This window comes from Micromonospora sp. MP36 (genome assembly GCF_008119785.1).
Lineage (GTDB): Bacteria > Actinomycetota > Actinomycetes > Mycobacteriales > Micromonosporaceae > Micromonospora.
Genome location: NZ_VSFA01000044.1, coordinates 1 through 22,114, shown reverse-complemented (window position 1 = coordinate 22,114; position 22,114 = coordinate 1). Strand labels below are relative to the sequence as shown.

The window sequence follows — 22,114 nt, the reverse complement described above, 5'->3', positions numbered from 1 at the left end:
CGTATGCAAGGCGTGACCTGCCCGGCCAGCCGCGCCCGATGCCGACGGGCGGACCGGCGCAGGGCCTGGCTGGTCCGGAACCCAACCCTGCGCCGGCCGGTGGGGCGTCAGCGCAGGGTGTTCGCCCCGGCGTTGGCGTACTGCTCGTCGAGGTCGCCCGAGGGTGCGCCGCCGACCCCGATGGCCCCGACGACCTGACCGTCGACGCTCACCGGCACGCCACCGGCCAGGAACAGCGTCCCCGGGATGTCCCGCAGCGTGGCCCCCGGGCCGGTGACCCGGGCGGAGAGCGCCGAGGTCGGCTGGCCGAAGGAGACGGCCGTGAACGCCTTGCGCGTGGCGGACTCGGCCGTCTGCGGGCCGGCGCCGTCGCCCTTGAGCTGCACCTGGACGTCGCCCGATCGGTCGAGGACCACGACGGTGACGCGGTGACCGCCCTTCTCGGCCGCCTTGAGCGTCGCCTCAGCCGCGCTCAGTGCCGCGTCGATGTCGAGCGACGGATTGGCGACCACGTCGCCCTTGCTGGCGACCGCGGCGCGGGGCGCCGCGGACTCGGCGGCGTTGGCGTTGACGGTGACGCCGGTGACGGCGGCCACACCTACGGCGCCGGCGATCAGACCGAGCGTGGCCCGGCGGCGGACGTTGATCATCGCAGTGCTCCTCTTGTTCGGGTGAGAGTCGAGGTGACGCACCCAGCCTGGTCGCGCCCGGCGGTACGGGCATGGCCCGCCGGATCCAACCGCGATACATCAGATGGTTGATTCGCCTTCCGCAGACCTGCCGTACGCTGGGTTTTTGTCAAGATCAGGCGGGATGCGTGAGGGAGGTGCGCGATGCGGGAGGACCGGCTGCGTTCGGTGATGCGGTGGGGGTTTCTGCTCCTGCTGGCCGCCTCCGCGTCCCGCTATGTGGCGTACCACGGCGGCGGAGCCGCCACCGTCGGCGTGCTGGCGCTGGCCGGGGTGCTACTGACCGCGTACGCGGTGAACGAGCTGGGGCGGTTCGCGCCGGGAGTCCGCTTCGCGGCGGTGATCATCGCGTTCCTCGCGCTGGTGCTCGTCGCGCCCAGCTTCGCCTGGTGCGCGATCCCGCTGTTCTTCCTGGGCCTGCGCCAACTGCCGCAACGCGCGGTCTGGCCACTGGTCGGGCTGCTGACCGCCGCGGTCGTGCTCGCGCAGATCCGGCTGGCCGACCGGTTCGACCCCAGCCTCCTGCTCGGGCCGGTGGGCATCGCGGCCATCACCACCACCGTCTTCCTCGAACTGGACCGGCAGAACCGGGCCCGGCAACGCGCGCTCGACGACCTGCTGGCCACCCGTGACGAGCTGAACCGCAGCCAACACGAGGCCGGGGCGCTGGCGGAACGGGCCCGGCTATCCCGGGAGATCCACGACACCCTCGCCCAGGGCCTGTCGAGCATGAACCTACTGCTGCAGGCGGCCGACCAGGAATGGGACAGCACGCCCACCCAGGCACGCGGGCACGTGCGGCAGGCGGCGGCGACCGCCCGGGAGAACCTGGCCGAGGCGCGCCGTTTCGTCCGCGGGCTGGCCTCGCCGGCCCTAGACAACGCCTCGCTGACCGACGCCCTGCGCCGGTTGTGCGCCGCGGCCGAGCGCGACACCGGCCTCCCGGTCCGATTCACCGTGGCGGGCAGGGTCGTGCCGCTCGGCGTCGACAACGAGATCGCGCTGCTGCGGGTCGCGCAGGGCGCCCTGGCCAACGTCCGCCGCCACGCACGCGCACACCGGAGCGCGGTGACGCTGACCTACGGCGACGAGGAGGTGATGCTCGACGTGTACGACGACGGAACAGGCTTCGACCCCGCGGTCGCCAGCGGGTTCGGGCTGACCGGGATTCGGGAACGGATAGCGCACCTCGGCGGCACGGTCACCATCGAGAGCGCCCCCGGTGAAGGCACGGCGCTCGCCGTGAGCCTGCCGCTGCGGGAGGCGCGATGACGACCCCGCTGCGACTGATCCTGGTCGACGACCATCCGGTGGTCCGCGCCGGCCTCCGCGCACTGCTCGGCGGCCGGCCGGACATGGCGGTGGTGGCCGACGCCGCCACCGCCGACGACGCCGTCCGGCAGGCCGCCGCCCTGCGTCCCAACGTGGTGCTGATGGACCTGCAACTCGGCACCGGAGCCGACGGGGTCGCGGCCACCGAGCGCCTCCTCGCCCTGCCGGACCCGCCGCGCGTCCTGGTGTTGACCACCTACGACACCGAGGACGACATCATCCGCGCGATCGAGGCCGGCGCGACCGGATACCTGCTCAAGGACTGCCCGCCCGAGGAACTCTTCCGCGCCGTGCACGCCGCCGCGGCCGGACAGACCGTCCTCTCCCCGCCGGTCGCCGCCCGGCTGATGGACCGGATGCGCGCGCCACGCACCACGCTCAGCACCCGCGAGGTGGAGATCCTCACGCTGCTCGCCCGGGGCCACGCCAACAAGGAGATCAGCCAGCGGCTGTTCATCAGCGAGGCCACCGTCAAGACCCACCTGGTGCACATCTACGCCAAGCTCGGCGTCGACTCCCGTACCGCGGCGGTGCACGCCGCCGTCGAACGGAAGCTGATCCGGCTGTGAAACGCCGTGCCCTGCTCACCCTCACCCTCGCCGTGGCCGCCGGCGGCTGCACGTCGCCCGGCACGACCCGACCCTCGGAGGACCGCATGACCACCCCCGCAGACCAGGCTCTGCTCGCCGCGGCCAGCGCCGGCGACCCGGCCGGCGTACGCGCCGCGCTGGCGGCCGGCGCCGACCGGGAAACCCGCGACGCGCGGCGGCGCACGCCGCTGCTGCTGGCCGCCGCGAACGACCATGTCGAGGCCGCCCGCGTGCTCGTCGACGCCGGCGCGGACCCGAACGCGCTCGACGACCAGCACGACACCCCGTGGCTGGTGACGGGCGTGACCGGCAGCGTCGCGATGCTCGAGGTGCTGCTGCCCGCGGGGCCGGACATGACGATCGTGAACCGGTACGGCGGCATCTCGGTCATCCCGGCCAGCGAGCGTGGCCACGTCGACTACGTGCGCCGCGTCGTCCGTACCGGCATCAACGTCAACCACGTCAACAACCTCGGCTGGACCGCCCTGCTGGAGTGCGTCATCCTCGGCGACGGCACGAGGCCGTACCAGCAGATCGCGGAGATCCTGGTGGCCGCCGGCGCGGACGTGCACCTGCCCGACAAGGACGGCGTCGACGCGCTGCGACACGCACGCGACCGCGGATACCAGGAGATGGTGGCCATCCTGTCCCGCTGAGGGCGCCGCCCGGGCTCCACGGCGGCGGTCCACCCGGGTGCCGCGCCGCTGCGGCCCGCTGGCGCATGCGGCACAGTGGCACCAGCGGCCGGCGTGCGGCCGGTACGAGAAGGGCGGTGGCCGGTGGAGGGTCCGACCGGGGTGGTGTTCCCCCTGACCGACGGCACGCGCAGCACCAGCGCCCTCGGTCGGGCCGTCGTCGCCGACGCGCTGCGCGCGGTCGACCCGGTCGGTGCGCGCTCGGCCGAGCACGAGACCAACTGGCGGCACGGCTACCTGGTCCACTTCCGCCGGCTGGTCGAGGCGGGGCTGCTCTCCCGCGACGCCGCGGTCACCATCGCCCGCGACGGCCTCACCGCCCTGCACGCCCGAATGCGGGTGGTCGCCGACGGCGGCGCGGAGCTTCCGCTGGACGAGGTGTTCACCACCGCCGCCGGGCAGCCGCCGCTGGACACGGCCACCGTCACCGGCAGCGGCGAGCCCGAACGGGAGCTGTCGCTGCCGTACCGCGGGCAGCGGCTGCGCGGCGACGAGCTGCACCGTCGGCTCGACGCCTGGGTCACCGCCGGGGTGATCGAGCCGTCCTGCGCCGAGGCGGTCCGCGCGGTCATGGCCAACCCGGACTGGCTCGACCTGCGCGACCAGCGCGTGGTGGTGCTCGGCGCCGGCGCCGAGATGGGCCCGCTGCCGTCGGTGCTGCGCTGGGGCGGCGACGTCGTCGCGGTCGACCTGCCGCGGCCGGACATCTGGCGGCGGCTGCTGCACACCGCCCACCGGTACGGCGGGCGGCTGCACCTGCCGGTGCGCCCCGGCACCGGCGACGACGACCAGGCCCTCGCCGCCGGCGCCGGGGCGGACCTGCTGCACCGGCTGCCGCAGGCCGCGCAGTGGCTGCTCGGCGTCGACGGCCGGCTCGTGCTCGGCAACTACGTCTACGCCGACGGCGCCACCAACGTCCGGGTCGCCATGGCCGTCGACGCGCTCACCCGCCACCTGCAGCAGCGCCGCGACGACGTGGCGCTGGCCTTCCTCGCCACCCCCACCGACGTGTACGCCGTCCCCGCCGAGGCGGTCGCGCACGCCGAGCGGGGATACGCCGCACGCGGACTGGCCCGCCGGTCGCTGCGGGTGCTCTCCGGCGGACGGCTGCTGCACCGCAACTACCCGCCCGACGCCGACCCGGGCGTCAACGACAGCCTCGTGCCGCAGCAGGGCCCGAACTACGCCCTCGCGAAGCGGCTGCAACGGTGGCGGGCGGCGGTGGTGCGCGACGCCGGGACGACCGTCTCGTTCACGGTGGCCCCGCCGACGCGCACCCGTTCGGTGCTGCGCAACCGGGCGCTCGCCGCCGCGTACGCGGGCGCGCACCGGTTCGGCATCGAGGTGTTCGACCCGGCCACCAGCAACACCCTGATGGCCGCGCTGCTCGTGCACGACCTGCGCACCGGCGGTGGCCCGGCCCAGGACCACCCGTGGCGGGACGAGGCGTACGGGGCGGCGCACGGCGGGCTCTGGCGGGTGCCGTACGCCCCGCGCAGCGCGCTCGGCCTGGCCGTCCTGCTCGGTCTCGGGGCCGCCCGCGGCTGACCGGCGCCGGGTGGCTACTCGGCGAGCACGTCCACGGCGAGTTCCTTCACCACCGACTCGTCGACGTCCACGCCGAGGCCCGGCCCGGTCGGCACCTGCGCGACGCCGTCGCGCACCTGCACGGTCGCCCCGGTGGCGTACGACGACTCCAGGAACTGCCGCCCGTTGAGGTCGACCGGCGTGTCGATGCCGTACGCGGCGAACAGGTGCACCGAGGCGGCCAGGCCCAGGTCGGAGTCGGTGAGCCCGGAGCCCATCAGCCGCACGCCGGCGTCCTCGGCCAGGGCGCACAGCCGCCGCGACAGGGTCAACCCGCCGCTGCGCTGCACCTTGGCGATGGCCACGTCCACCGCGTCGAGCTTGACGAAGGTGGCCAGGTCGCTGGGGTGGCGCAGGCTCTCGTCGAGGGCGACCGGCACCGGCGACGCCTCCCGCAGCCGGCGCAGCCCGGCGACGTCGTTGGCGGGCAGCGGCTGCTCGAACGCGGTGACGTCGAGGTCGGCCAGCCGGCGGGCCATCCGCAGCGCGGCGTCCACCGTGTACGCCTGGTTGGCGTCCACCCACAGCGCGGCGTCGGGCGCGGCCTCGCGTACCGCCCGCACCACGGCGGCGTCCTCGGCCTCGCGGTGCAGGCCGACCTTCACCTTGAACGCCCGGTAGCCGAGGGCGTGTCCCTCCGCCACCGCGTCGGCCACCTCGCCGGCGGTCTGCCCGGAGACGATCCAGCCCAGCTCGATGCTCTCCCGGCGGCGTTGCCCCCACAGCACCCCGACGGAGACGCCGAGCGCCCGGCCGAGCAGGTCGTGCAGCGCCACGTCGACGGCGCACTTGGCCAGCGGCGCGCCGATGGTGAAGCCCCGGTTGACGGCCCGGTCGAACGCGGCGGTCACCCCGTCGAGGTCCCAGGCGGGGCGGCCGAGGATCGCCGGGGCGAGGTACCGGTCGACGGTGGTGACGATGGATTCCGCCGTCTCGTAGGTCCAGGCCGGGATCGGGGTGGCCTCGCCCCAGCCGGTGACACCGTCGGCGCTGACCTTGACCAGGACGCGGATGCTGGGCTTGCCGGCGACGGCGACCGACCCGCCGGACACCCCGAACGAGCGCACGGTGGGCAACGCGACGGCGTACGTCTCGACCGAGTCGATGGTCAGTCCGGCCAGGGCGGTGGCGAGCGGGGTCACGGTGTCCCTTTCGGTCAGTTCAGCTTGGCGGTGCTGGCCCGGACGACGACCTCGCCGCCCATCCGCAGGATCCGGCGGCGTCGCCCGGTGTTCTCGGTCAGCGCCAGTTCCATCGCCTTCTCGCCGAGCTGCTGCAACGGCAGCGCGACGGTGGTCAGCGGCGGGGTGAGGTCGCGGACGATCGGTATGTCGTCGAAGCCGGCGACGGAGACGTCGTCCGGCACGGACAGGCCGTGGTCGCGCAGCGCCGCGCAGGCGCCGATGGCCATCACGTCGGTCAGCGCGAACACGCAGGTGGCGGTCAGACCGCGGGCCAGCAGTTCGGTCATCGCGCGGTAGCCGCCGTCGCGGGTGAACGGGCCCTCCATGATGTCGGCCGGGTCCAGCGACACGCCTGCCTTCGTCAGCTCGTCGCGGAAGCCGCCGAGCCGGTCGGCGACGGTGGTCAGCGCCGGCGGTCCGGCGAGCACGGCGAACCGGCGGTGGCCCAGGTCGAGCAGGGCGCGGGCCATGGCGGCCGCCCCGGCCCGGTTCTCCGGCAGCACACTGTCGACCTTCAGGCTGCGGTGCCGGCTGACCACGGCGACCCGGCCGCCGCCGTCCAGGTAGGGCTTCAGCTCGGCGTCCAGGGCACGTTCCCAGCGGGCGTCCTCGAACCCGGAACCGATGAGCAGGATGGCCGGGGCCCGCTCGGCGCGCAGCATCGACACGTACGCGATCTCCCGTTCCGGGTCCCGGAACGTGCTGGCCAGCATCACCAGCAGGTCGTTGTCGCCGGCGATGCGCATGACGCCGCCGGCGACCGCGGCGAAGTAGGGGTCGCTGACGTCGTGGCAGATCACGCCGACCGTGCGGTGGGAGGCGCCGGCCAGGGCGCGGGCGTGCGCGTTCGGCGTGTACGCCAGTTGTTCGGCCGCCGCCAGCACCCGGTCCCGCAGCTGCGGGGTGACCCGCATGCCGTTGAGTGCCCGGGAGGCCGTGGCCAGCGAGACATCGGCGGCTCTGGCCACGTCTTCCAGGGTCACGTGCGTCCGTGGCTGCATGGACTTTTCCCCCTGCGGAAGTTCTTGACCGGGTTATTTCGGCGTGGTTACCGTAGCACCCTGAAAGCGCTTACTGAAAGCGCATTCAGGGCCGAGACCTGGAGTTTCCGGACGTCTACGGCCCTGCCGACGGCACGCGCCTACCCAGCGGCTGAGAACCCGGAACCGCCGGCCAGCCAGGGAGAACGGAGGGTCATGGCCGCGCAGAGCGCCATCGAGCAACGGGAGCCGACCGCTCCCGCCCGCACCCCCGCGCCGGCCGCCCGCCGCCCGGGCCGGACCGGCGGCGGCCTGCTCCGGTTCGTCCAGCACACCTGGCGTCCCGCCGCGGTCCTCGCGGCGATCTTCGTCGTCTGGTGGGCGGTCACCGCGGCGGGCCTGGTCAAGCCGTACCTGGTGCCCTCGCCGGGCACCACGCTGGACGTCGTCCTCGCCCAGATCGGCTACTTCGCCCACCACACCTGGATCACCACCTACGAGACGATCTTCGGTTTCGCCATCGCCATCGTGGTCGGCGTGCTCTCCGCCGTCGTGATGGTGTACTCCCCGACGGTCGAGAAGAGCCTCTACCCGCTGCTGCTGTTCGCCCAGGTCATCCCGAAGATCGCCATCGCGCCGCTGTTCATCGTGTGGCTCGGCTTCGGGCTCACCCCGAAGGTCGTCGTCGCGGTCCTGATGGCCTTCTTCCCGATCGTCATCTCCACGGTCACCGGCCTCAAGTCCATCGACCCGGAGATGCTGCAACTGTCGGCGACCATGGGCGCGGGCCCCGGCCAGACCTTCCGGAAGATCCGGTTCCCGGCCGCCCTGCCGCACCTGTTCGCCGGCCTCAAGGTCGCCGCCACGATGGCCGTCACCGGCGCCGTGGTGGGCGAGTTCGTCGGCGCCAACGAGGGCCTCGGCTACGTGATCCTGCAGGCCAACGGCAACCTCGACACCCCGACGCTGTTCGCCGGGCTGCTCATCATGTCGCTGCTCGGCGTGGTCCTGTTCGTGGTCGTGGAACTGCTCGAGTACTTCGTCCTTCCATGGCACGCCAGCCGCCGTACCGACGCCGCTACGACGTCGCTCTGAATAGGAGACCCGTCCCCATGAAGTTGCGCACCCTCGCCGCCGCGCTCGTGCCGGCGCTGATACTGACCGCCACCACCGCCTGCGGCTCGTCCTCCGACGAGCAGGCCAAGACCGCCCAGGGCCTCGACAAGGTCACCCTGACCCTCAACTGGTACCCGTACGGTGAGCACGCGCCGTTCTACTTCGGCAAGAAGCAGGGCATCTTCGCCAAGCACGGCATCGACCTGACCATCCAGGCCGGCCAGGGCTCGCAGAAGACCGTCCAGGCCACCGCCGCCGGGCAAACCGACTTCGGCTGGGCGGACACCCCCGCCCTGCTCTCCGCCGTCGGCCAGGGCATGGAGGTCAAGAGCGTCGGCGTCTTCCTGCAGACCACCCCGTCGTCGGTGCAGTTCTTCGCCGACAAGAACATCAACTCCCCCGCCGACCTCAAGGGCAAGACCATCGCCTCCACGGCCGGCGACGCGCTGAGCAAGACCTTCCCGGCCTTCCTCAAGGCCAACGGCCTCGCCGCCTCGGACGTGACCCTGCAGAACACCGACCCGGCCGGCAAGATGGCCGCCGTCATGTCGGGCAAGACCGACGCGCTGCTCGGCTTCGCCACCGACCAGGGCCCGACCATGCAGGAGAAGGCCGGCAAGCCGGTCTCCTACCTCAAGTTCGCCGAGCACGGCCTGACCTTCTACAGCAACGGCCTGCTCGCCTCCACCGACACCATCAAGAACAAGCAGGACCTGGTCAAGCGGATGGTCGCGGCCAGCAGCGAGGCCTGGTCCGCCGCCGAGAAGGACGCGGCCGGCGCCGTCGCGGCGATGGCGGGCGCCTCCCAGCAGCTGCCGTCGGAGAAGGTGCTCACCGACCAGTTCAACGCCACCCTGCAGTTGCTGCACACCGACGCCACCAAGGGCCAGGCCCCCGGCGTCAACGACGAAGCCGACTGGACGAAGACGATCAACGTGTTCGCCGAGGCCGGCGTGATCACCAAGGCCGAGTCCCCGTCGACCTACTGGGACGCGAGCTTCGCGCCGAAGGGATGAACCGATGACGGTCGGCAACACCACCACGCAGCGGCCCGCCGACGCCACGGCGACCGGCGCCGCGGTCGAGATCGACCAGGTCGCGGTCCGCTTCCGTACCAAGAAGAAGGACGTCACCGCGCTGCGCGACGTCTCGCTGCGGATCGAGCCCGGCGAGTTCGTCTCGATCGTCGGCGCCTCCGGCTGCGGCAAGTCGACGCTGCTGAAGCTGGTGTCCGGCCTGCTGCGGCCCTCGTCCGGCCAGGTCCGCCTGCACGGCGAGGACGTGCGGGGGCCGCGGCGCGACATCGGGTACGTCTTCCAACGCGCCGCCCTGCTCGAGTGGCGCACGGCCCGCAAGAACATCCTGCTCCAGGCCGAGATGCGCCGCCTGCCCAAGGCGCAGGTACGCCAGCGCGTCGACGAGCTGATCGAGATGACCGGCCTGACCGGCTTCGAGGACGCGTACCCGAACGAACTGTCCGGCGGGATGCAGCAGCGGGTGGCCCTGTGCCGCGCGCTGCTGCACCGCCCCCCGGTCCTGCTCATGGACGAGCCGTTCGGGGCGCTGGACGCCCTCACCCGCGAGCAGATGAACGTCGAGCTGCGGCGGATCTGGCGGGAGACCGGCACCACCGTCCTGCTCGTCACCCACTCCATCGCCGAGGCGGTCTACCTGGCCAACCGGGTGATCGTCATGACCCCTCGACCCGGCACCGTCGCCGAGGTCATCGACGTCGACCTCCCCGTCGAGCGTGACTACGGCAAGACGATGTCGGAGCCCGAATTCGCGCGCGCCACGGGACGCATCCGGGACCTCCTGGGTGCGACGACGACCGCCGAATAACCACCGGACCTGGGAAGGAAACACACGTGGAGCGCACGTCTATCGGGATCATCCTCAACGGCGTGACCGGACGGATGGGCTATCGCCAGCACCTCGTTCGGTCCCTGCTCGCCATCCGCGAGCAGGGCGGACTGCCCGCCCGCGACGGCAGCCGCATCTGGCCGGAGCTGACCCTGGTGGGCCGCAACGAGGCCAAGCTCGCCGAGATCGCCGCCCGGCACGGGCTGACGTCGTACACGACGGACCTGGACGCCGCGCTCGCCGACGACTCCCACCAGATCTACTTCGACGCGCAGGTCACCGCCCAGCGGGAGAAGGCCATCCGGGCGGCGATCGACGCGGGCAAGCACGTCTACACCGAGAAGCCGCTCGCCGAGGGCCTGACCGGCTCCCTGGAACTGGCCCGTCTCGCCGCCGCCAAGGGCATCAAGAACGGCGTCGTGCAGGACAAACTGTTCCTGCCCGGCCTGCGCAAGCTCAAGCGGCTGGTCGACGGCGGGTTCTTCGGCCGCATCCTGTCGGTACGCGGCGAGTTCGGCTACTGGGTGTTCGAAGGCGACTGGCAGGACGCCCAGCGGCCGAGCTGGAACTACCGCGCCGAGGACGGCGGCGGCATCGTCGTCGACATGGTCCCGCACTGGCACTACGTGCTGGAGCAGATCTTCGCCCCGGTCACCGCGGGGACCGCGCACATCGCCACCCACCTCCCCGAGCGGGTCGATGAGACCGGCCAGACCTACCGGGCCACCGCCGACGACGCCGCGTACGGCATCTTCGAGCTGGCCGGCGGCATCACCGCCCAGATCAACTCCTCCTGGGCGGTGCGGGTCTACCGCGACGAGCTGGTCGAGTTCCAGGTCGACGGCACCCACGGCAGCGCCGTGGCCGGGCTGCGCGAGTGCCGCATCCAGCACCGCGGCGCCACCCCGATGCCGGTGTGGAACCCGGACCTGCCGGTCACCGAGAACTTCCGCGGCCAGTGGCAGACCGTCCCCGACAACGAGGACTTCGACAACGGGTTCAAGGTCCAGTGGGAGGCGTTCCTGCGCCACGTCGTCGACAACGAGCCGTTCCCGTGGGACTTCCTGGCCGGCGCCCGCGGCGTGCAGCTCGCCGAGGCCGGGCTGCGCTCGGCCCGGGAGGGGCGGCGGATCGAGATCGAGGAGATCACCCTGTGACCGCCCGGATCACCCTGCCCATCCCGGCGGGCGGGACCGAGGTGCTGACCCTGCGCGAGCCGGCCGGCTGGCAGCGGCCGGCCGGCCCGCCGGCCAGCCGGATCGCGTACGCCGCGGCGCACGTGGTCGCCGACCCGTACGCCGACAACGCCCCCGGCCAGCCCGCCCGGCTGGACTGGGACGCCACCCTGGGCGTGCGGCGCAACCTGTGGTCCTGGGGGCTCGGCGTCGCCGAGGCGATGGACACCGCCCAGCGCGGCATGGGGCTGGACTGGGCCGCCACCCGCGAGCTGATCCGGCGCAGCGCCGCCGAGGCCGCCGCCTGCCGTGGGCGCATCGTCGCCGGGGCCGCCACCGACCAGCTCACCGGCGTCCCCGAGACCCTCGACGAGGTCGTCACCGCGTACATCGAGCAGGTCGCCTTCGTCCAGGAGTGCGGCGCCACCGCCGTGGTGATGGCCAGCCGGCAGCTCGCCGCGCTGGCCACCGGCCCCGACGACTACCTGCGCGTCTACGACCAGGTGCTGTCCGCCACGACGGCGCCGGTCGTGCTGCACTGGCTCGGCGACATGTTCGACCCGGCCCTCGCCGGCTACTGGGGCTCGACCGACCTCGACGAGGCGACCAAGACGTTCGTGTCGCTGGTGCAGGCCCACGCCGACGTCATCGACGGGGTGAAGGTGTCCCTGCTCGATGCCGAGCGGGAGGTCCGGCTGCGCGAACTGCTGCCGCCGACCGTCCGGGTCTACACCGGCGACGACTACCACTACCCCGAGCTGATCGCCGGCGACGGCCGACAGTTCAGTCACGCCCTGCTCGGCGCGTTCGCGGCCATCGCCCCCGCCGCGTCCGCGGCGCTGCAACGCCTCGACGCCGGCGACACCGCGGGCTTCCGGGAGATCCTCGACCCGACCGTGCCGCTGTCCCGGCACGTCTTCGCCCCGCCCACCCAGTACTACAAGACCGGCATCGCGTTCCTGTCCTGGCTCAACGGCTTCCAGCCCGGCTTCACCATGGTCGGCGGGCTGCACAGCGGGCGCAGCGTGCCGCACCTGGTGCGGGCGTTCCGCCTCGCCGACACCGCCGGCCTGCTGCTCGACCCCGACCTGGCGGTCGAGCGGATGCGCCGCTACCTCTCGGTCGCCGGGGTGAGCGTATGAACGCCGTGGACCCGCGGCTGGCGCGGTTGTCGCTCAACCAACGCACCATTGAACGGTGGTCGGTCCGCGAGGCCGTCGAGGGCTGCGTCCGCGCCGGCATCCCGGCCATCGGTCTGTGGCGCGAGCCGGTGGCCGAGATCGGCGTGGCCGCCGCCGCGAAGCTCGTCGCCGACGCCGGGCTGCGGGTGTCGTCGCTGTGTCGCGGCGGCTTCCTCACCGCCACCGGCGAGGCCGGCCGGGCGGCGGTGGAGGACAACCGGCGCGCCATCGACGAGGCGGCCGGCCTGGGCACCGACTGCCTGGTCATGGTGGTCGGCGGCCTACCGCCCGGCTCCCGCGACCTGCGCGGCGCCCGGCAGCGGGTGGCCGACGCGCTCGCCGAGTTGGCCCCGTACGCGGGCGAACGCGGCGTACGGCTCGCGCTGGAACCGCTGCACCCGATGTACTGCGCCGACCGGGCCGTCCTGTCCACCCTCGGGCAGGCGCTCGACCTCGCCGAACCGTTCCCGGTCGAGCAGGTCGGCGTCGTGGTCGACACCTTCCACATCTGGTGGGACCCGGACGTGTGGCGGCAGATCGCCCGGGCCGGCGACCGGATCGCCAGCTTCCAGGTCTGCGACTTCCTCACCCCGCTGCCGGCCGACGTGCTGCTCGGCCGGGGCATGATGGGCGACGGCCACATCGACTTCCCGCCGTTCCGGCGGGCCGTCGAGCAGGCCGGCTACACCGGCGACACCGAGGTGGAGATCTTCAACGCCGAGGTGTGGGCGACCGACCCGGACGAGGTCCTCGCGACCATGAAGGACCGCTACCTCCACCTCGTCCTGGCCGACTGATGCGGGTCGTCGTCGCGCCGGACTCGTTCAAGGGCAGCATCACCGCCGACGACGCCGCCCGCGCGCTGGCCCGCGGCTGGCTCGCCCACCGGCCGGATGACGACGTACGGCTGCTCCCCCTGGCCGACGGCGGCGAAGGCACGATCGACGCCTTCGCCGCCGCCCTGCCGGACGCGCAACGCCGCACAGTGACCGTGCCCGGGCCCGACGGCCGCGCGGTGACCGCCGCCTGGCTGCTGCTGCCCGACGGGGCGGCCGTGCTGGAACTCGCCCAGTCCAGCGGGCTGCCGCTGATGCGCGCCCCGGATCCGCTCGGCGCGCACACGTACGGGCTCGGCGCGGTCGCCCGGGCCGCCCTCGATGCCGGCGCCACCCGCCTGGTCATCGGCCTCGGCGGGTCGGCGTCGACCGACGGCGGCACCGGCGCGCTGCGCGCCCTCGGCCTGCGGCTGCGCGACGCCCAGGGCCGGGACCTGCCGCTGGGCGGCGCCGCGCTGGCCGATCTGGCCCACGTCGACACCAGCGACCTGCTTCCCCCGCCGCCCGGTGGCGTGCAGCTGCTGGTCGACGTGACCGCCCCGCTGACCGGCCCGGCCGGCGCCGCCGCCGTGTACGGACCGCAGAAAGGCGCGGAGCCGGCGGACGTGGCGCTGCTGGACGCGGCGCTGCACCGGCTCGCCGAGCTGGCCGGCGGTCAACCCGACGAGCCGGGGGCCGGCGCGGCGGGCGGCACCGCCTACGGTCTGGCCGCGTTGTGGGGGGCAACGATCGTGCCGGGCGCGACGACCATCGCCGCACTGGTCGGGCTGGCGGACGCGCTCGCCGGCGCGGACCTGCTGCTCACCGGTGAGGGGCGGTTCGACGAGACCTCGCTGACCGGCAAGGTGGTCGGCTCGCTGCTGGATCAGGCCGCGTCCGCCGCCGTGCCCGTGGGGGTGGCGGCCGGGCAGGTCACCGGGCAGCTGCCCGGCACGGTGTCGGCGGCGGTGTCCCTGGTGGAACTCGCCGGCTCGGTCGACGCGGCGCTGCACGATCCGAAGCGGTGGCTGGTCAAGGCCGGTGACGTGCTGGCCGACCGGCTGACCACTGGCTGAGCCCGCCGGATGCCGAGGATGATCCGCAGGAGCGCTACCCGCCGCGGGCCTCACGCCTGCTCGCGCAGCAGCGCGTCCCCGGCCCGATAGAGCTCGACCAGCAGCGGGCGCAGCTGCGTGCCCGCGTGGGTGAGCTGGTAGCAGGTACGCGGCGGAAAGGTAGCGGAGCGTTCGCACACGATCAGGCGCTGCCGCGTCAACGCCGCGAGCCGTTCGCTGAGCACCTTGGCACTCAGGCCCGGCAGCGCGGACTGCAGCTGGCCGAAGGATCTGGGCCCATGTATCAGTTCCCGCAGCACCAGGGTGGTCCACCGGCCGCTCACGGCGGCCAGCGCGACCTCGACGGGGCAACTCGACTCCGGCCGACGGGTCGCGCCGCGCTGGTCCGGCACCAGGTCAGGGTCCCAGCCGCTGCTCACCGTTTGGTTACCTTCGCCGGCAGCGCCTTGACTGTCGGCATGTCTCCCGACCGCAACACCCACTCCGACAGTATCCCCCTGAGCGACAGCCCGGCCCACCATCCGTCGGTCTTCGCCCGGGCCTTCAACACCGGCGATATGACGGCGGTCGAGCAGGTCTACGAACCCGCAGGTGTGCTCGTCACCGTCCCGGGTCAGCCCCTCACCGGCGCCGCCCGGATCGCGGCCAATCGGCGGTTCCTCGATCTCGGGCTCCCCATCGAGGTGCGGCCGCGTCACGTCTACGTGGCCGACGACATCGCCCTGCTCATCGTGGACTGGGTCATCGAGGGCACCGACCGTGACGGCCGGGCCGTGCACATCGAGGGCACCGCCACCGATGTCGCCCGCCGCGGTCCCGACGGTCTCTGGCGATACGTCATCGACAACCCGTTCGGCACCGCCGAGCCGCAGGTTCACCACGGCTGACAGCGGAGCATCCACGCGTCCCACCGGCCCGGCGGACGTCAGCTTCAATCCTGGCAGCGCCGGTGGGGACGGCGGCACCCGGCCACCGTCCCCACCGCATCCGCTCGTCAGGCCGCCGGCGTACCGGTGACCGTGAAGAGGCGGGTACGGCCGATGTTGTCGAACGAGCCGAAGCCCACCCGACCGGAGCCGAAGGTGGTGTCCTTCGCGGTCAGCAGCGGGGCCTTGTCGTTGTCGACATAGACGGCGATCTCACCGGTGGCGGGCAGGTGCACGACCCGCACCTTGTGCCAGTCGGCGTCGGTGATCGCCGGGTTCGCGCCGCGGGACCGACCGTTCCACTGGTGGTCGATGCGCTCCCGGTCGGCGTTGTTGACCTTGAAGATGCCGTTGTGCGGGTAGATGGTGTTGTCGGTCGACAGGTGCGCGTAGTAGTACTGCGTGTCCGACTGCCAGCCGAAGACGATGATCACATCCCGGTTGGTGACCTCCACCGGCGTGTCGAGGCGTACCCGGGCGTCGATCTGCACCGACGACCACGCCGCCGGGCCCTTGTTGAGCAGGGCGTACTCGAACGGCCGGCGCGGGCCGGGGCGGCTGACGCCGGCCTCGGCGAGGATCACCTGGTCGCCGTCGAACTGCCACTTGGACGGGGTCACCGGCGTCCAGTTCGGCGCGCCGCCGGTGTCTACCACCTTGGTGTGGCCCACGTCGCCCTCCGCCACCTTCTTGGTGCCGACCACCTTCCAGATCTTCCCGTTGGCCTTGGCCACGATGTAGATCTCACCGGCCGCGTCGGTGCCGAAGCGCAGGTCGACGCGGTTCGGGTCGCCGGGCGCGCCCGGGCCGGACAGGTCCTGCATGCGTACCAGGTCGCCGGCGGTGGTGTAGAGGGCGAGCCGGTGGATCGGGGCGAGGCCCTCGCCGCGGCGCATCTCGTTGGCCTCGGTGTAGAGGACGGTGCCGGCGACGAGGTCACCGAAGACGTACTTGCCGATCAGGGCCGGCAGGGTGTGGCCGCGGTAGACGAACCCGCCGGCCACCGCGACGCCGACGTCGGAGGTGCAGTTCCAGCCCGGGGCCGGGTCGTGGTCGTACGCGGCGACCGGGTAGGTGTAGCCGTACTTCGCGTCGTCGGCCGGCAGCGGGTAGAGCTTGTCGCAGGGCTTGGTCGACGTCTTGTCGAAGACCCAGGAGCCCTCGCGCTCGCTCCAGCCGAAGTTGTCCCCGGCCCGTACCTCGTAGATCGACTCGATGGCGTGCTCGCCGATGTGGCCGAGGAACATCCGGCCGGTGGCCCGGTCCCAGCTGAACCGGTGCGGGTCACGGAAGCCCACCGCGTAGATCTCGCCGAGCGCGCCGTCCTTGCCGACGAACGGGTTGTCGGCCGGGATCCCGTACCGGCCGTTGGGCGCGTTGGTGCCGCGCGGGTCGATCCGCAGCAGCTTGCCGTGCGGCATGCCCATGTTCTGCGGGTCGCCGTTGCGGTAGCCCTGCCCGCCGTCACCGACGGCCAGGTAGAGCATGCCGTAGTCCGCGTCGTCCGGCTTCGCGGTCGGGTTGAAGTTGATCTCCTGGATGCCGTGGATCTGGCCGCCGAAGCCGATGCGCAGCAGCTCGCGGTGGGTGCCGGAGAACGTGTCGGCGGCCGGGTCGGTGGCCGTCCACTCGGTGATGACGCCCTGGTAGATGGTGTTCGGCTGGGCGTAGTCCGGCGTCCGGGTGGCGAGCGAGGCCTGTTCGGTGTGGATGGTGTAGAAGCGGCCGTTGTGCGCGAAGTCCGGGTGGAACGCGACGTACCCGAAGCCCTGGCCGAGGCCGCGGCCCGAGAAGAACTGCGGCGCGAACGTGGCGGCGACGTCCAGGTAGACGTGCGGCACGCCGTTCTCGACGAAGTAGAGGTTGCCGTTGAGGTCCGGCACGGCGCGGCGGCCGGAGCCGTCGGGCAGCTCGTTGATGGTGTTGATCCGGGCCTTGCGGACCAGGCGCTGGTCGACCGGGGCCGGGTTCGGGGTCGACTGCGGGAAGTTGGCGTACTCCTGCAGGACCAGTCCCAGCTCGGACTGGATCGGCGTCTCGGGGATTGGGTCGTAGACGGCCCCGGCGGCCCGGGCGGGCCCCGCGACCAGGGTGGACAGGACGAGGGTGGCGGCAGTGACCCCGGCGGTGAGGGTGGCTCTGCGGAGTCTGCCGGTGCTGCCAGCGCGAATGAACACGCGGGTTCTCCTTCTCGGTGGGACGGACCGAGGAACGGTCAGCGGGCCATGTAGCGGTACTGCTTGGCGATGTCGCTCGCCGGGATCACGCTGTCGAGGAACATGAGGCCGTCCATGCGGCAGTCGCAGGGGTTGCGCTCCAGCGTGTTCTGCGGGAAGCTCCCGCCGATCTTGATGCCGCGCGAGTCGGTGGCGCTGGTGACGTGCGGGCCGGGCCCGGACACCTTCCACGGGTCACCGGCGACGGTGTAGAAGCCGTCGATCGGCTCGCCGTTGCGGTAGAGCGCCATGGTTCCGGTGGTGAAGTCGAAGGTGGCGGCGAGGTGCACCCACTCCCCCTTCGGCAGCAGGGTGCGCCAGTCCTCACTCGCGGCGAACGTCTGCGAGCTGCCGCCGTCGAGGCGCCGGCCGAGCGCGACCAGGCGCAGCTCGCCGCTCACGTCGATGAGCTCGAGCAGGGCCCGCACGCCGTGGCCGTCGGAGTCGCCGGTCAGTACGCCGGCCAGGCCGATGGCGTTGAACCGGTCGGTCGGGTTGGCGGTGGTGGAGTTCAGCGCCGGGCCGTCCATGTCCCGCTTGAACCAGCCCATCACCGTCGTACCCTCGGCGCCGCTGAACGCGCGCAGCGTCCGCACGCCGCTGGACGACCAGATCCCGGCCTTCCAGTCGTCGTTGCCGGCGATCTCCGGGTTGACCTGCCGGGTCTGCAACGCGTTGCCGCTGCCCTTGTACGCCTGGTCGGGCACCCGCATGTCCGCGCCGCCGTTGACCAGCTCGATCTCGGTGCCCGAGCGGCCCAGGTCCCGTTCGAGCGCGACGTCGCCAGGCACCGGGTGGTCGAAGTCGTAGAAGGCGACCAGGTGCGACCACAGTGCGGGGTGGACGTCGTGCGGGCCGGGCCGGTCGGCCTGGGCGGGGCTCGCGCTGGCGGTCAGGGCCAGCCCCAGCAGGGCGGTGACCGCAACCGCCGCGCGTCTGGTTCTTCTCATGTGACGGTGCTCCATTCGTCGATGCGGTGGTAGTCGCGGACGAAAGCGCTTACGTGATGTGCGGGACCGTGTTCTGGTCGCCGGGCGTCGAAGGTACGTCTGGACAGGACTGATGGCTGTCCGGTCGCCGGCCGGCCCCAGGCGAGGCACGCCGGACGGCGGTCGGACAGCGGCGGTGCCGCGCGTACGAAAGCGCTTACGAAAGCGCTTTCGTACTCTATGCTGTGCCTTACGCCACAGGCAAGAGCGCGGCGCGGATCAATGTGACGTCAGGAGTTTGTGGATGCCCAGACCCGGTGCCCGGCTGCGCCTCGTCGACGTGGCGGAACGCGCCGGCGTCTCGCTGGCGACCGCCTCCCGCGCCCTGGCCGGCCGCGAGGGCGTCAGCGAGGAGGTGGCCGACCGGGTCCGGCAGGTCTCGCGCGAGCTGGGCTACGTCGCCAACCCGTACGCCCGCACCCTCGCCGGCGGCGCCAGCTCCACCGTCGGCCTGATCGTCCACCAGATCGACGACCCCTACTTCTCCGAGATCGCCAGCGGTGTCATCGAGGTCGCCGCCGAGGAGGGGCTGCTGGTCCAGATCGCCCACTCCGGCCGCGACCCGGAGAACGAGCTGCGCCAGCTGCGGCACCTCATCGCCCAGCAGGTGGGCATCATCCTGATCGCCGGGTCCGGCTACGACGACCAGCGTGTGGAGGGCGAGGCCCGCAGCGAACTCGCCGCATTCCAGCGCGCCGGCGGCCGCGTCGCCGTCATCGGCCGGCACGCGCTGGGCGTCGACGCCGTCGTGCCCGACAACGAGGCGGGCGGCCGGGCGATCGGCGCGCACCTGCTGGGCCTCGGCCACCGGCGGATCGCCGTCGCCGCCGGCACGCCCGGACTGACCACCGTGGCCGACCGGCTCGCCGGCGTCGCCGCCGCGCTGTCCGGGCACGGGCTCTCCCTCGACGGGCTGCCCGTCGTGCACTCCGACTTCACCCGCGACGGCGGCCGGGTGGCGGCCGAGCGGATCCTGCACCACCACCCGGACAGCACCGCGATCATCGCGCTCAACGACGCGATGGCGATCGGCGTGCTGTCCATTCTGCGAGCCCGGGGCATCCCGGTGCCCGAACGGATGTCGGTGGTCGGCTTCGACGACGTGTCGGTCGCCGCCGACCTCGCCCCGAGCCTCACCACGGTACGCCTGCCGATGCCCGAAATGGGACGGATGGCCCTCACCCTCGCCCTGAAACCCCGGTCGACCCGACCCCGCCGCCGGCCCACCGGCCACACCCTGGTCGTCCGCGACTCGACCGGCCCCGCGCCGGCCCGCTGACCCGACCGGCGGACACGGCGAGAAACCGCCGCCGCCGGGTTTCCCGGCCCGAGCCCCGGGAAGGCACCGGCATGGCCGAATCTTTCGTGGATGAGGACCTGGCGACGCTGCGCGCCATCGCGTACGCCGCCGGAATCCCGGGTTGCGAGCGGATGTCGCACGACCAGCTCGTCACCGCGCTGCGCCGGGCCGGCCTGTCCGAACCGAGCGGCGGGCCCATCGACACCAGCCTGGCCGATCCCGGCGATCCGGGGACGGACGAGGGCATATACCACGGCCAGGGCGTGGGCCGACGCGAGTCCTCGGGTGGTCCGGCTGCCCAGACGGCGGCGCCACGACCGGGCACGCCGAGGCCCGGCCGGCCGGGCATCGGCCGCTGACCGGCACCGCCGGCCAGTTCGACAGCCAGCACACGGGAGGCGACATGAGCGACGACATCAAGCGCGTGGCGAAGTCCCGAGCCGATCACCTGGGGGGCGAAACCGCGCACCAGCGCCTGGACGAACGCGGTGTGACCCGGGGCCGTACCGGGGATTCCCGCACCGCCGGCCCACCCGACGGCACCGGCGTCGCCACCGGGGTGGAGGGCATGCCCCGCAGCGACCTCACCCTGGGCGACGAGAGCACCGGCGGCCGGGCCGCCGAGCAGGCGATCGGCGCCCTTCCCGAGGAGTCCGGCGCCGAAATCGAGGACCGCACCGAACGGTGAGGGTGCGTCGAGGGTGGCCTCGCTGCGGCGAGGCCACCCTCGCGCGTCCCGTGTGGACGTGACGTGAGGGCCGCGACCAGTTGCCGCCGCCCGCTCGGCCTGCCACACCAGCTCGCCCCAGACCACGCCCGAGCCTCGCGACTTCCTGGTCAGCCGCCGGTCGGTGGCCTTCGGCCCGCAGCGGCGCCGGTTCGCGGCCACCGACCTGGACCACAGCAGTGGCGACGGGCCGAAGGTCCGGGGCACGGCGGAAGCGCTGCTGCTGGCCCCGGTGACCACCTGAGTACGACGGCTCAGGCGGGGTGACCCGACCCCGACCAGGATCGGGGCGTGACCGGCTCCCCCGACCTCCAGCCGGATGACGTCCGGCCCCGCGACCGGAGCCACTGGGCCTGGCCGTGGCTGGTGCTGCTCCTCGCCCTGCCCGGTGCCGCCTGGTCGATGTTCGTGGCCGGCATCGCCGCCGCGGCCCTGTTCGGCGAACCGCCCACCCCGGGAGACCTGGCCACGAGCACCGCCGCCGTCCTGTCCGGGGCGTCGTTGTGGCTCGCGGCGGCGGTGCTCTCGGCGGCGCTGTTCCGCCGCGTGGCGGTGCCCCTGCTGTGCGGGCTGGCGGCCGTCGCCTACGCGGTGCTGGCCGGGGCGAACCGGCCGAGCGCCCCACTGCACGAGGCGGGCCTGGCGGGCTGGCTGGCCGCCTGGGTGCCGGTGACGAGCTGGGCCATCGCATCCTGGGCGCTGTACGCGCTGCTGGTCGCGGCGGGTCGCCGCTGGAGACGCGGAGCCCCGCGAAATCCCGACCGACGGTGATGCAGCCGATGGCCGGCCCGATCACCGCAAGCAGGTGCGGTCGCGTTCAGGTTTGGTGAGTTCACTCGCGGATGTCGTGCCGGGTGTCGAGAATGTGGCACCGGCTCCGTCCCAGGGACAGGAGTGGCCACGACGAGCCGCGTGACGAAGAGGGAGAACCAGCATGAAGTACCTGCTGCTGAAGCACTACCGGGGCGCGCCGGCTTCGGTCAACGACGTGCCGATGGACCGGTGGACGCCGGAGGAGGTCGACGCGCACGTACAGTTCATGCAGGATTTCGCCGCCCGCTTGGAGGAGACGGGTGAGTTCGTCGACGGCCAAGCGCTGGCGCCCGAGGGCGCGTTCGTGCGGTATGACGGCGAGGGGCGCCCACCGGTGACCGACGGTCCGTTCGCCGAGACCAAGGACCTCATCGCCGGCTGGATGGTCATCGACGTGGAGTCTTGGGATCGCGCGGTCCAGCTGGCTGGGGAGCTGTCCGCCGCTCCCGGGGCCGGCGGCAAGCCGATCCACGAGTGGCTGGAGGTGCGACCGTTTCTCACCGAGCTGCCCACGGTGACCGAGTGAACGAGTCACTGCTACGGGAGCTTGTGCCCGCGGTGATCGGTGTCCTCGTCCGGCGCGGAGCCGACTTCGCGTCGGCCGAGGATGCCGTGCAGGAGGCCCTGATCCGGGCCCTGGAAACCTGGCCGGACGATCCGCCGCGCGACCCGAAGGCATGGCTCGTCGCGGTCGCGTGGCGCAGGTTCCTCGACGCCGCCCGTGCCGAGGCGTCGCGGCGGGGGGGGGGGGGCCCCGGGGGGGGGGGGGGGCCCGGCCCCCCCCCCCCCCACACCGGCGCCCCCCGGGCCGGGCGGAGGGGCCCGGCCGGCCCCCCCCCCCGGGCCAGTTCCGCCCCGGC

General features: G+C 73.0%; 23 protein-coding genes and 1 pseudogene. 18 read left to right on the top strand and 6 right to left on the bottom strand.

Annotated features, from left to right (window positions below; all coding sequences use genetic code 11):
* Positions 1-107 precede the first annotated feature (107 nt).
* Complete coding sequence (locus FXF52_RS24705) at positions 108-650, bottom strand: heme-binding protein (protein ID WP_148800596.1); 543 nt, start codon at positions 648-650, stop codon at positions 108-110.
* Positions 651-833: 183 nt separating this feature from the next.
* On the opposite strand from FXF52_RS24705, the gene FXF52_RS24700 reads away from it, so the two are divergent.
* The 4 genes from FXF52_RS24700 to FXF52_RS24685 all read left to right on the top strand — a co-directional run bounded on the left by FXF52_RS24700 (position 834) and on the right by FXF52_RS24685 (position 4,854).
* Positions 834-1,961 (top strand): sensor histidine kinase, encoded by a 1,128-nt coding sequence (locus FXF52_RS24700; RefSeq protein WP_148800594.1) that lies wholly within the window; start codon positions 834-836, stop codon positions 1,959-1,961.
* Positions 1,958-2,590, top strand: coding sequence for a response regulator transcription factor (locus tag FXF52_RS24695; RefSeq protein ID WP_148800592.1), 633 nt, complete (start codon positions 1,958-1,960; stop codon positions 2,588-2,590). Before FXF52_RS24700 ends, FXF52_RS24695 begins: the two co-directional genes overlap by 4 nt.
* Positions 2,587-3,267: an ankyrin repeat domain-containing protein gene (locus FXF52_RS24690; RefSeq protein WP_255472302.1), complete on the top strand. Its 681-nt coding sequence runs from the start codon at positions 2,587-2,589 to the stop codon at positions 3,265-3,267. Before FXF52_RS24695 ends, FXF52_RS24690 begins: the two co-directional genes overlap by 4 nt.
* A 123-nt stretch (positions 3,268-3,390) precedes the next feature.
* A complete protein-coding gene (locus FXF52_RS24685) occupies positions 3,391-4,854 on the top strand; it encodes a hypothetical protein (RefSeq protein WP_148800591.1) in 1,464 nt (487 codons plus the stop codon).
* A 14-nt stretch (positions 4,855-4,868) separates the two neighbouring features.
* On the opposite strand, the gene FXF52_RS24680 is transcribed toward FXF52_RS24685, so the two are convergent.
* Together FXF52_RS24680 and FXF52_RS24675 are read right to left on the bottom strand one after the other, a co-directional pair.
* Entirely contained in the window at positions 4,869-6,035 is a 1,167-nt protein-coding gene (locus FXF52_RS24680) for a mandelate racemase/muconate lactonizing enzyme family protein (protein WP_148800589.1), read from the bottom strand.
* Between the two features lie 14 nt (positions 6,036-6,049).
* Positions 6,050-7,078 (bottom strand): LacI family DNA-binding transcriptional regulator, encoded by a 1,029-nt coding sequence (locus tag FXF52_RS24675; protein ID WP_148800587.1) that lies wholly within the window; start codon positions 7,076-7,078, stop codon positions 6,050-6,052.
* Between the two features lie 195 nt (positions 7,079-7,273).
* Between FXF52_RS24675 and FXF52_RS24670 the strand changes: the two genes are divergently transcribed.
* From FXF52_RS24670 to FXF52_RS24640, 7 genes are read left to right on the top strand one after another with little or no spacing between them, the layout of a single operon-like run.
* The gene (locus FXF52_RS24670) at positions 7,274-8,152 is read left to right on the top strand and encodes an ABC transporter permease (protein WP_148800584.1); all 879 of its coding nucleotides are present in this window, start codon (positions 7,274-7,276) and stop codon (positions 8,150-8,152) included.
* 17 nt (positions 8,153-8,169) lie between these two features.
* Positions 8,170-9,189 carry an ABC transporter substrate-binding protein gene (locus FXF52_RS24665; RefSeq protein WP_148800582.1) on the top strand — a complete coding sequence of 340 codons (1,020 nt, stop codon included), beginning with the start codon at positions 8,170-8,172 and terminating at the stop codon, positions 9,187-9,189.
* Between the two features lie 4 nt (positions 9,190-9,193).
* Complete coding sequence (locus FXF52_RS24660) at positions 9,194-10,015, top strand: ABC transporter ATP-binding protein (protein ID WP_148800580.1); 822 nt, start codon at positions 9,194-9,196, stop codon at positions 10,013-10,015.
* Between the two features lie 26 nt (positions 10,016-10,041).
* On the top strand, positions 10,042-11,193 hold the full coding sequence (locus FXF52_RS24655; RefSeq protein ID WP_148800578.1) for a Gfo/Idh/MocA family protein: 1,152 nt from the start codon (positions 10,042-10,044) through the stop codon (positions 11,191-11,193).
* Positions 11,190-12,353, top strand: a complete 1,164-nt coding sequence (locus tag FXF52_RS24650; RefSeq protein ID WP_148800576.1) for a dihydrodipicolinate synthase family protein — start codon at positions 11,190-11,192, stop codon at positions 12,351-12,353. The genes FXF52_RS24655 and FXF52_RS24650 overlap by 4 nt, the downstream gene beginning before the upstream one ends.
* The gene (locus FXF52_RS24645) at positions 12,350-13,189 is read left to right on the top strand and encodes a sugar phosphate isomerase/epimerase (RefSeq protein WP_148800574.1); all 840 of its coding nucleotides are present in this window, start codon (positions 12,350-12,352) and stop codon (positions 13,187-13,189) included. The genes FXF52_RS24650 and FXF52_RS24645 overlap by 4 nt, the downstream gene beginning before the upstream one ends.
* Positions 13,189-14,283, top strand: a complete 1,095-nt coding sequence (locus FXF52_RS24640) for a glycerate kinase (protein WP_148800572.1) — start codon at positions 13,189-13,191, stop codon at positions 14,281-14,283. The genes FXF52_RS24645 and FXF52_RS24640 overlap by 1 nt, the downstream gene beginning before the upstream one ends.
* Positions 14,284-14,333: 50 nt before the next feature.
* Here the strand turns inward: FXF52_RS24640 and FXF52_RS24635 are convergent, their stop codons facing one another.
* Positions 14,334-14,675 (bottom strand): helix-turn-helix domain-containing protein, encoded by a 342-nt coding sequence (locus FXF52_RS24635; protein ID WP_255472310.1) that lies wholly within the window; start codon positions 14,673-14,675, stop codon positions 14,334-14,336.
* A gap of 66 nt (positions 14,676-14,741) precedes the next feature.
* Here FXF52_RS24635 and FXF52_RS24630 point away from each other — a divergent pair, with 66 nt between their 5' ends.
* A complete protein-coding gene (locus FXF52_RS24630; protein ID WP_148800568.1) occupies positions 14,742-15,170 on the top strand; it encodes a DUF4440 domain-containing protein in 429 nt (142 codons plus the stop codon).
* Between the two features lie 107 nt (positions 15,171-15,277).
* Here the strand turns inward: FXF52_RS24630 and FXF52_RS24625 are convergent, their stop codons facing one another.
* Positions 15,278-17,386, bottom strand: a complete 2,109-nt coding sequence (locus FXF52_RS24625; protein WP_148800566.1) for a sorbosone dehydrogenase family protein — start codon at positions 17,384-17,386, stop codon at positions 15,278-15,280.
* A gap of 38 nt (positions 17,387-17,424) precedes the next feature.
* Positions 17,425-18,375: a LamG-like jellyroll fold domain-containing protein gene (locus FXF52_RS24620; RefSeq protein ID WP_148800564.1), complete on the bottom strand. Its 951-nt coding sequence runs from the start codon at positions 18,373-18,375 to the stop codon at positions 17,425-17,427.
* A 283-nt stretch (positions 18,376-18,658) separates the two neighbouring features.
* Between FXF52_RS24620 and FXF52_RS24615 the strand changes: the two genes are divergently transcribed.
* The 6 genes and pseudogenes from FXF52_RS24615 to FXF52_RS24590 form a co-directional block, all read left to right on the top strand.
* Positions 18,659-19,693 carry a LacI family DNA-binding transcriptional regulator gene (locus FXF52_RS24615; RefSeq protein ID WP_148800563.1) on the top strand — a complete coding sequence of 345 codons (1,035 nt, stop codon included), beginning with the start codon at positions 18,659-18,661 and terminating at the stop codon, positions 19,691-19,693.
* A 71-nt stretch (positions 19,694-19,764) separates the two neighbouring features.
* Positions 19,765-20,073 carry a hypothetical protein gene (locus FXF52_RS24610; protein WP_148800561.1) on the top strand — a complete coding sequence of 103 codons (309 nt, stop codon included), beginning with the start codon at positions 19,765-19,767 and terminating at the stop codon, positions 20,071-20,073.
* A gap of 44 nt (positions 20,074-20,117) precedes the next feature.
* A complete protein-coding gene (locus FXF52_RS24605) occupies positions 20,118-20,402 on the top strand; it encodes a hypothetical protein (RefSeq protein WP_148800559.1) in 285 nt (94 codons plus the stop codon).
* A gap of 330 nt (positions 20,403-20,732) precedes the next feature.
* Entirely contained in the window at positions 20,733-21,212 is a 480-nt protein-coding gene (locus FXF52_RS24600; RefSeq protein WP_148800557.1) for a hypothetical protein, read from the top strand.
* A 163-nt stretch (positions 21,213-21,375) separates the two neighbouring features.
* A complete protein-coding gene (locus FXF52_RS24595) occupies positions 21,376-21,780 on the top strand; it encodes a YciI family protein (protein WP_148800555.1) in 405 nt (134 codons plus the stop codon).
* A pseudogene (locus FXF52_RS24590) lies at positions 21,777-21,995 on the top strand (sigma factor); the annotation flags it as partial. The gene FXF52_RS24595 and the pseudogene FXF52_RS24590, both read left to right, overlap by 4 nt.
* Positions 21,996-22,114: the final 119 nt, after the last annotated feature.

Bases quoted from the DNA above. Each gene is read 5' to 3' on its own strand.
- FXF52_RS24705 (WP_148800596.1), bottom strand. From the start codon at position 650: ATGATCAACGTCCGCCGCCGGGCCACGCTCGGTCTGATCGCCGGCGCC.
- FXF52_RS24700 (WP_148800594.1), top strand. From the start codon at position 834: ATGCGGGAGGACCGGCTGCGTTCGGTGATGCGGTGGGGGTTTCTGCTC.
- FXF52_RS24695 (WP_148800592.1), top strand. From the start codon at position 1,958: ATGACGACCCCGCTGCGACTGATCCTGGTCGACGACCATCCGGTGGTC.
- FXF52_RS24675 (WP_148800587.1), bottom strand. From the start codon at position 7,078: ATGCAGCCACGGACGCACGTGACCCTGGAAGACGTGGCCAGAGCCGCC.
- FXF52_RS24670 (WP_148800584.1), top strand. From the start codon at position 7,274: ATGGCCGCGCAGAGCGCCATCGAGCAACGGGAGCCGACCGCTCCCGCC.
- FXF52_RS24665 (WP_148800582.1), top strand. From the start codon at position 8,170: ATGAAGTTGCGCACCCTCGCCGCCGCGCTCGTGCCGGCGCTGATACTG.
- FXF52_RS24660 (WP_148800580.1), top strand. From the start codon at position 9,194: ATGACGGTCGGCAACACCACCACGCAGCGGCCCGCCGACGCCACGGCG.
- FXF52_RS24645 (WP_148800574.1), top strand. From the start codon at position 12,350: ATGAACGCCGTGGACCCGCGGCTGGCGCGGTTGTCGCTCAACCAACGC.
- FXF52_RS24640 (WP_148800572.1), top strand. From the start codon at position 13,189: ATGCGGGTCGTCGTCGCGCCGGACTCGTTCAAGGGCAGCATCACCGCC.
- FXF52_RS24630 (WP_148800568.1), top strand. From the start codon at position 14,742: ATGTCTCCCGACCGCAACACCCACTCCGACAGTATCCCCCTGAGCGAC.
- FXF52_RS24620 (WP_148800564.1), bottom strand. From the start codon at position 18,375: ATGAGAAGAACCAGACGCGCGGCGGTTGCGGTCACCGCCCTGCTGGGG.
- FXF52_RS24615 (WP_148800563.1), top strand. From the start codon at position 18,659: ATGCCCAGACCCGGTGCCCGGCTGCGCCTCGTCGACGTGGCGGAACGC.
- FXF52_RS24610 (WP_148800561.1), top strand. From the start codon at position 19,765: ATGGCCGAATCTTTCGTGGATGAGGACCTGGCGACGCTGCGCGCCATC.
- FXF52_RS24605 (WP_148800559.1), top strand. From the start codon at position 20,118: ATGAGCGACGACATCAAGCGCGTGGCGAAGTCCCGAGCCGATCACCTG.
- FXF52_RS24595 (WP_148800555.1), top strand. From the start codon at position 21,376: ATGAAGTACCTGCTGCTGAAGCACTACCGGGGCGCGCCGGCTTCGGTC.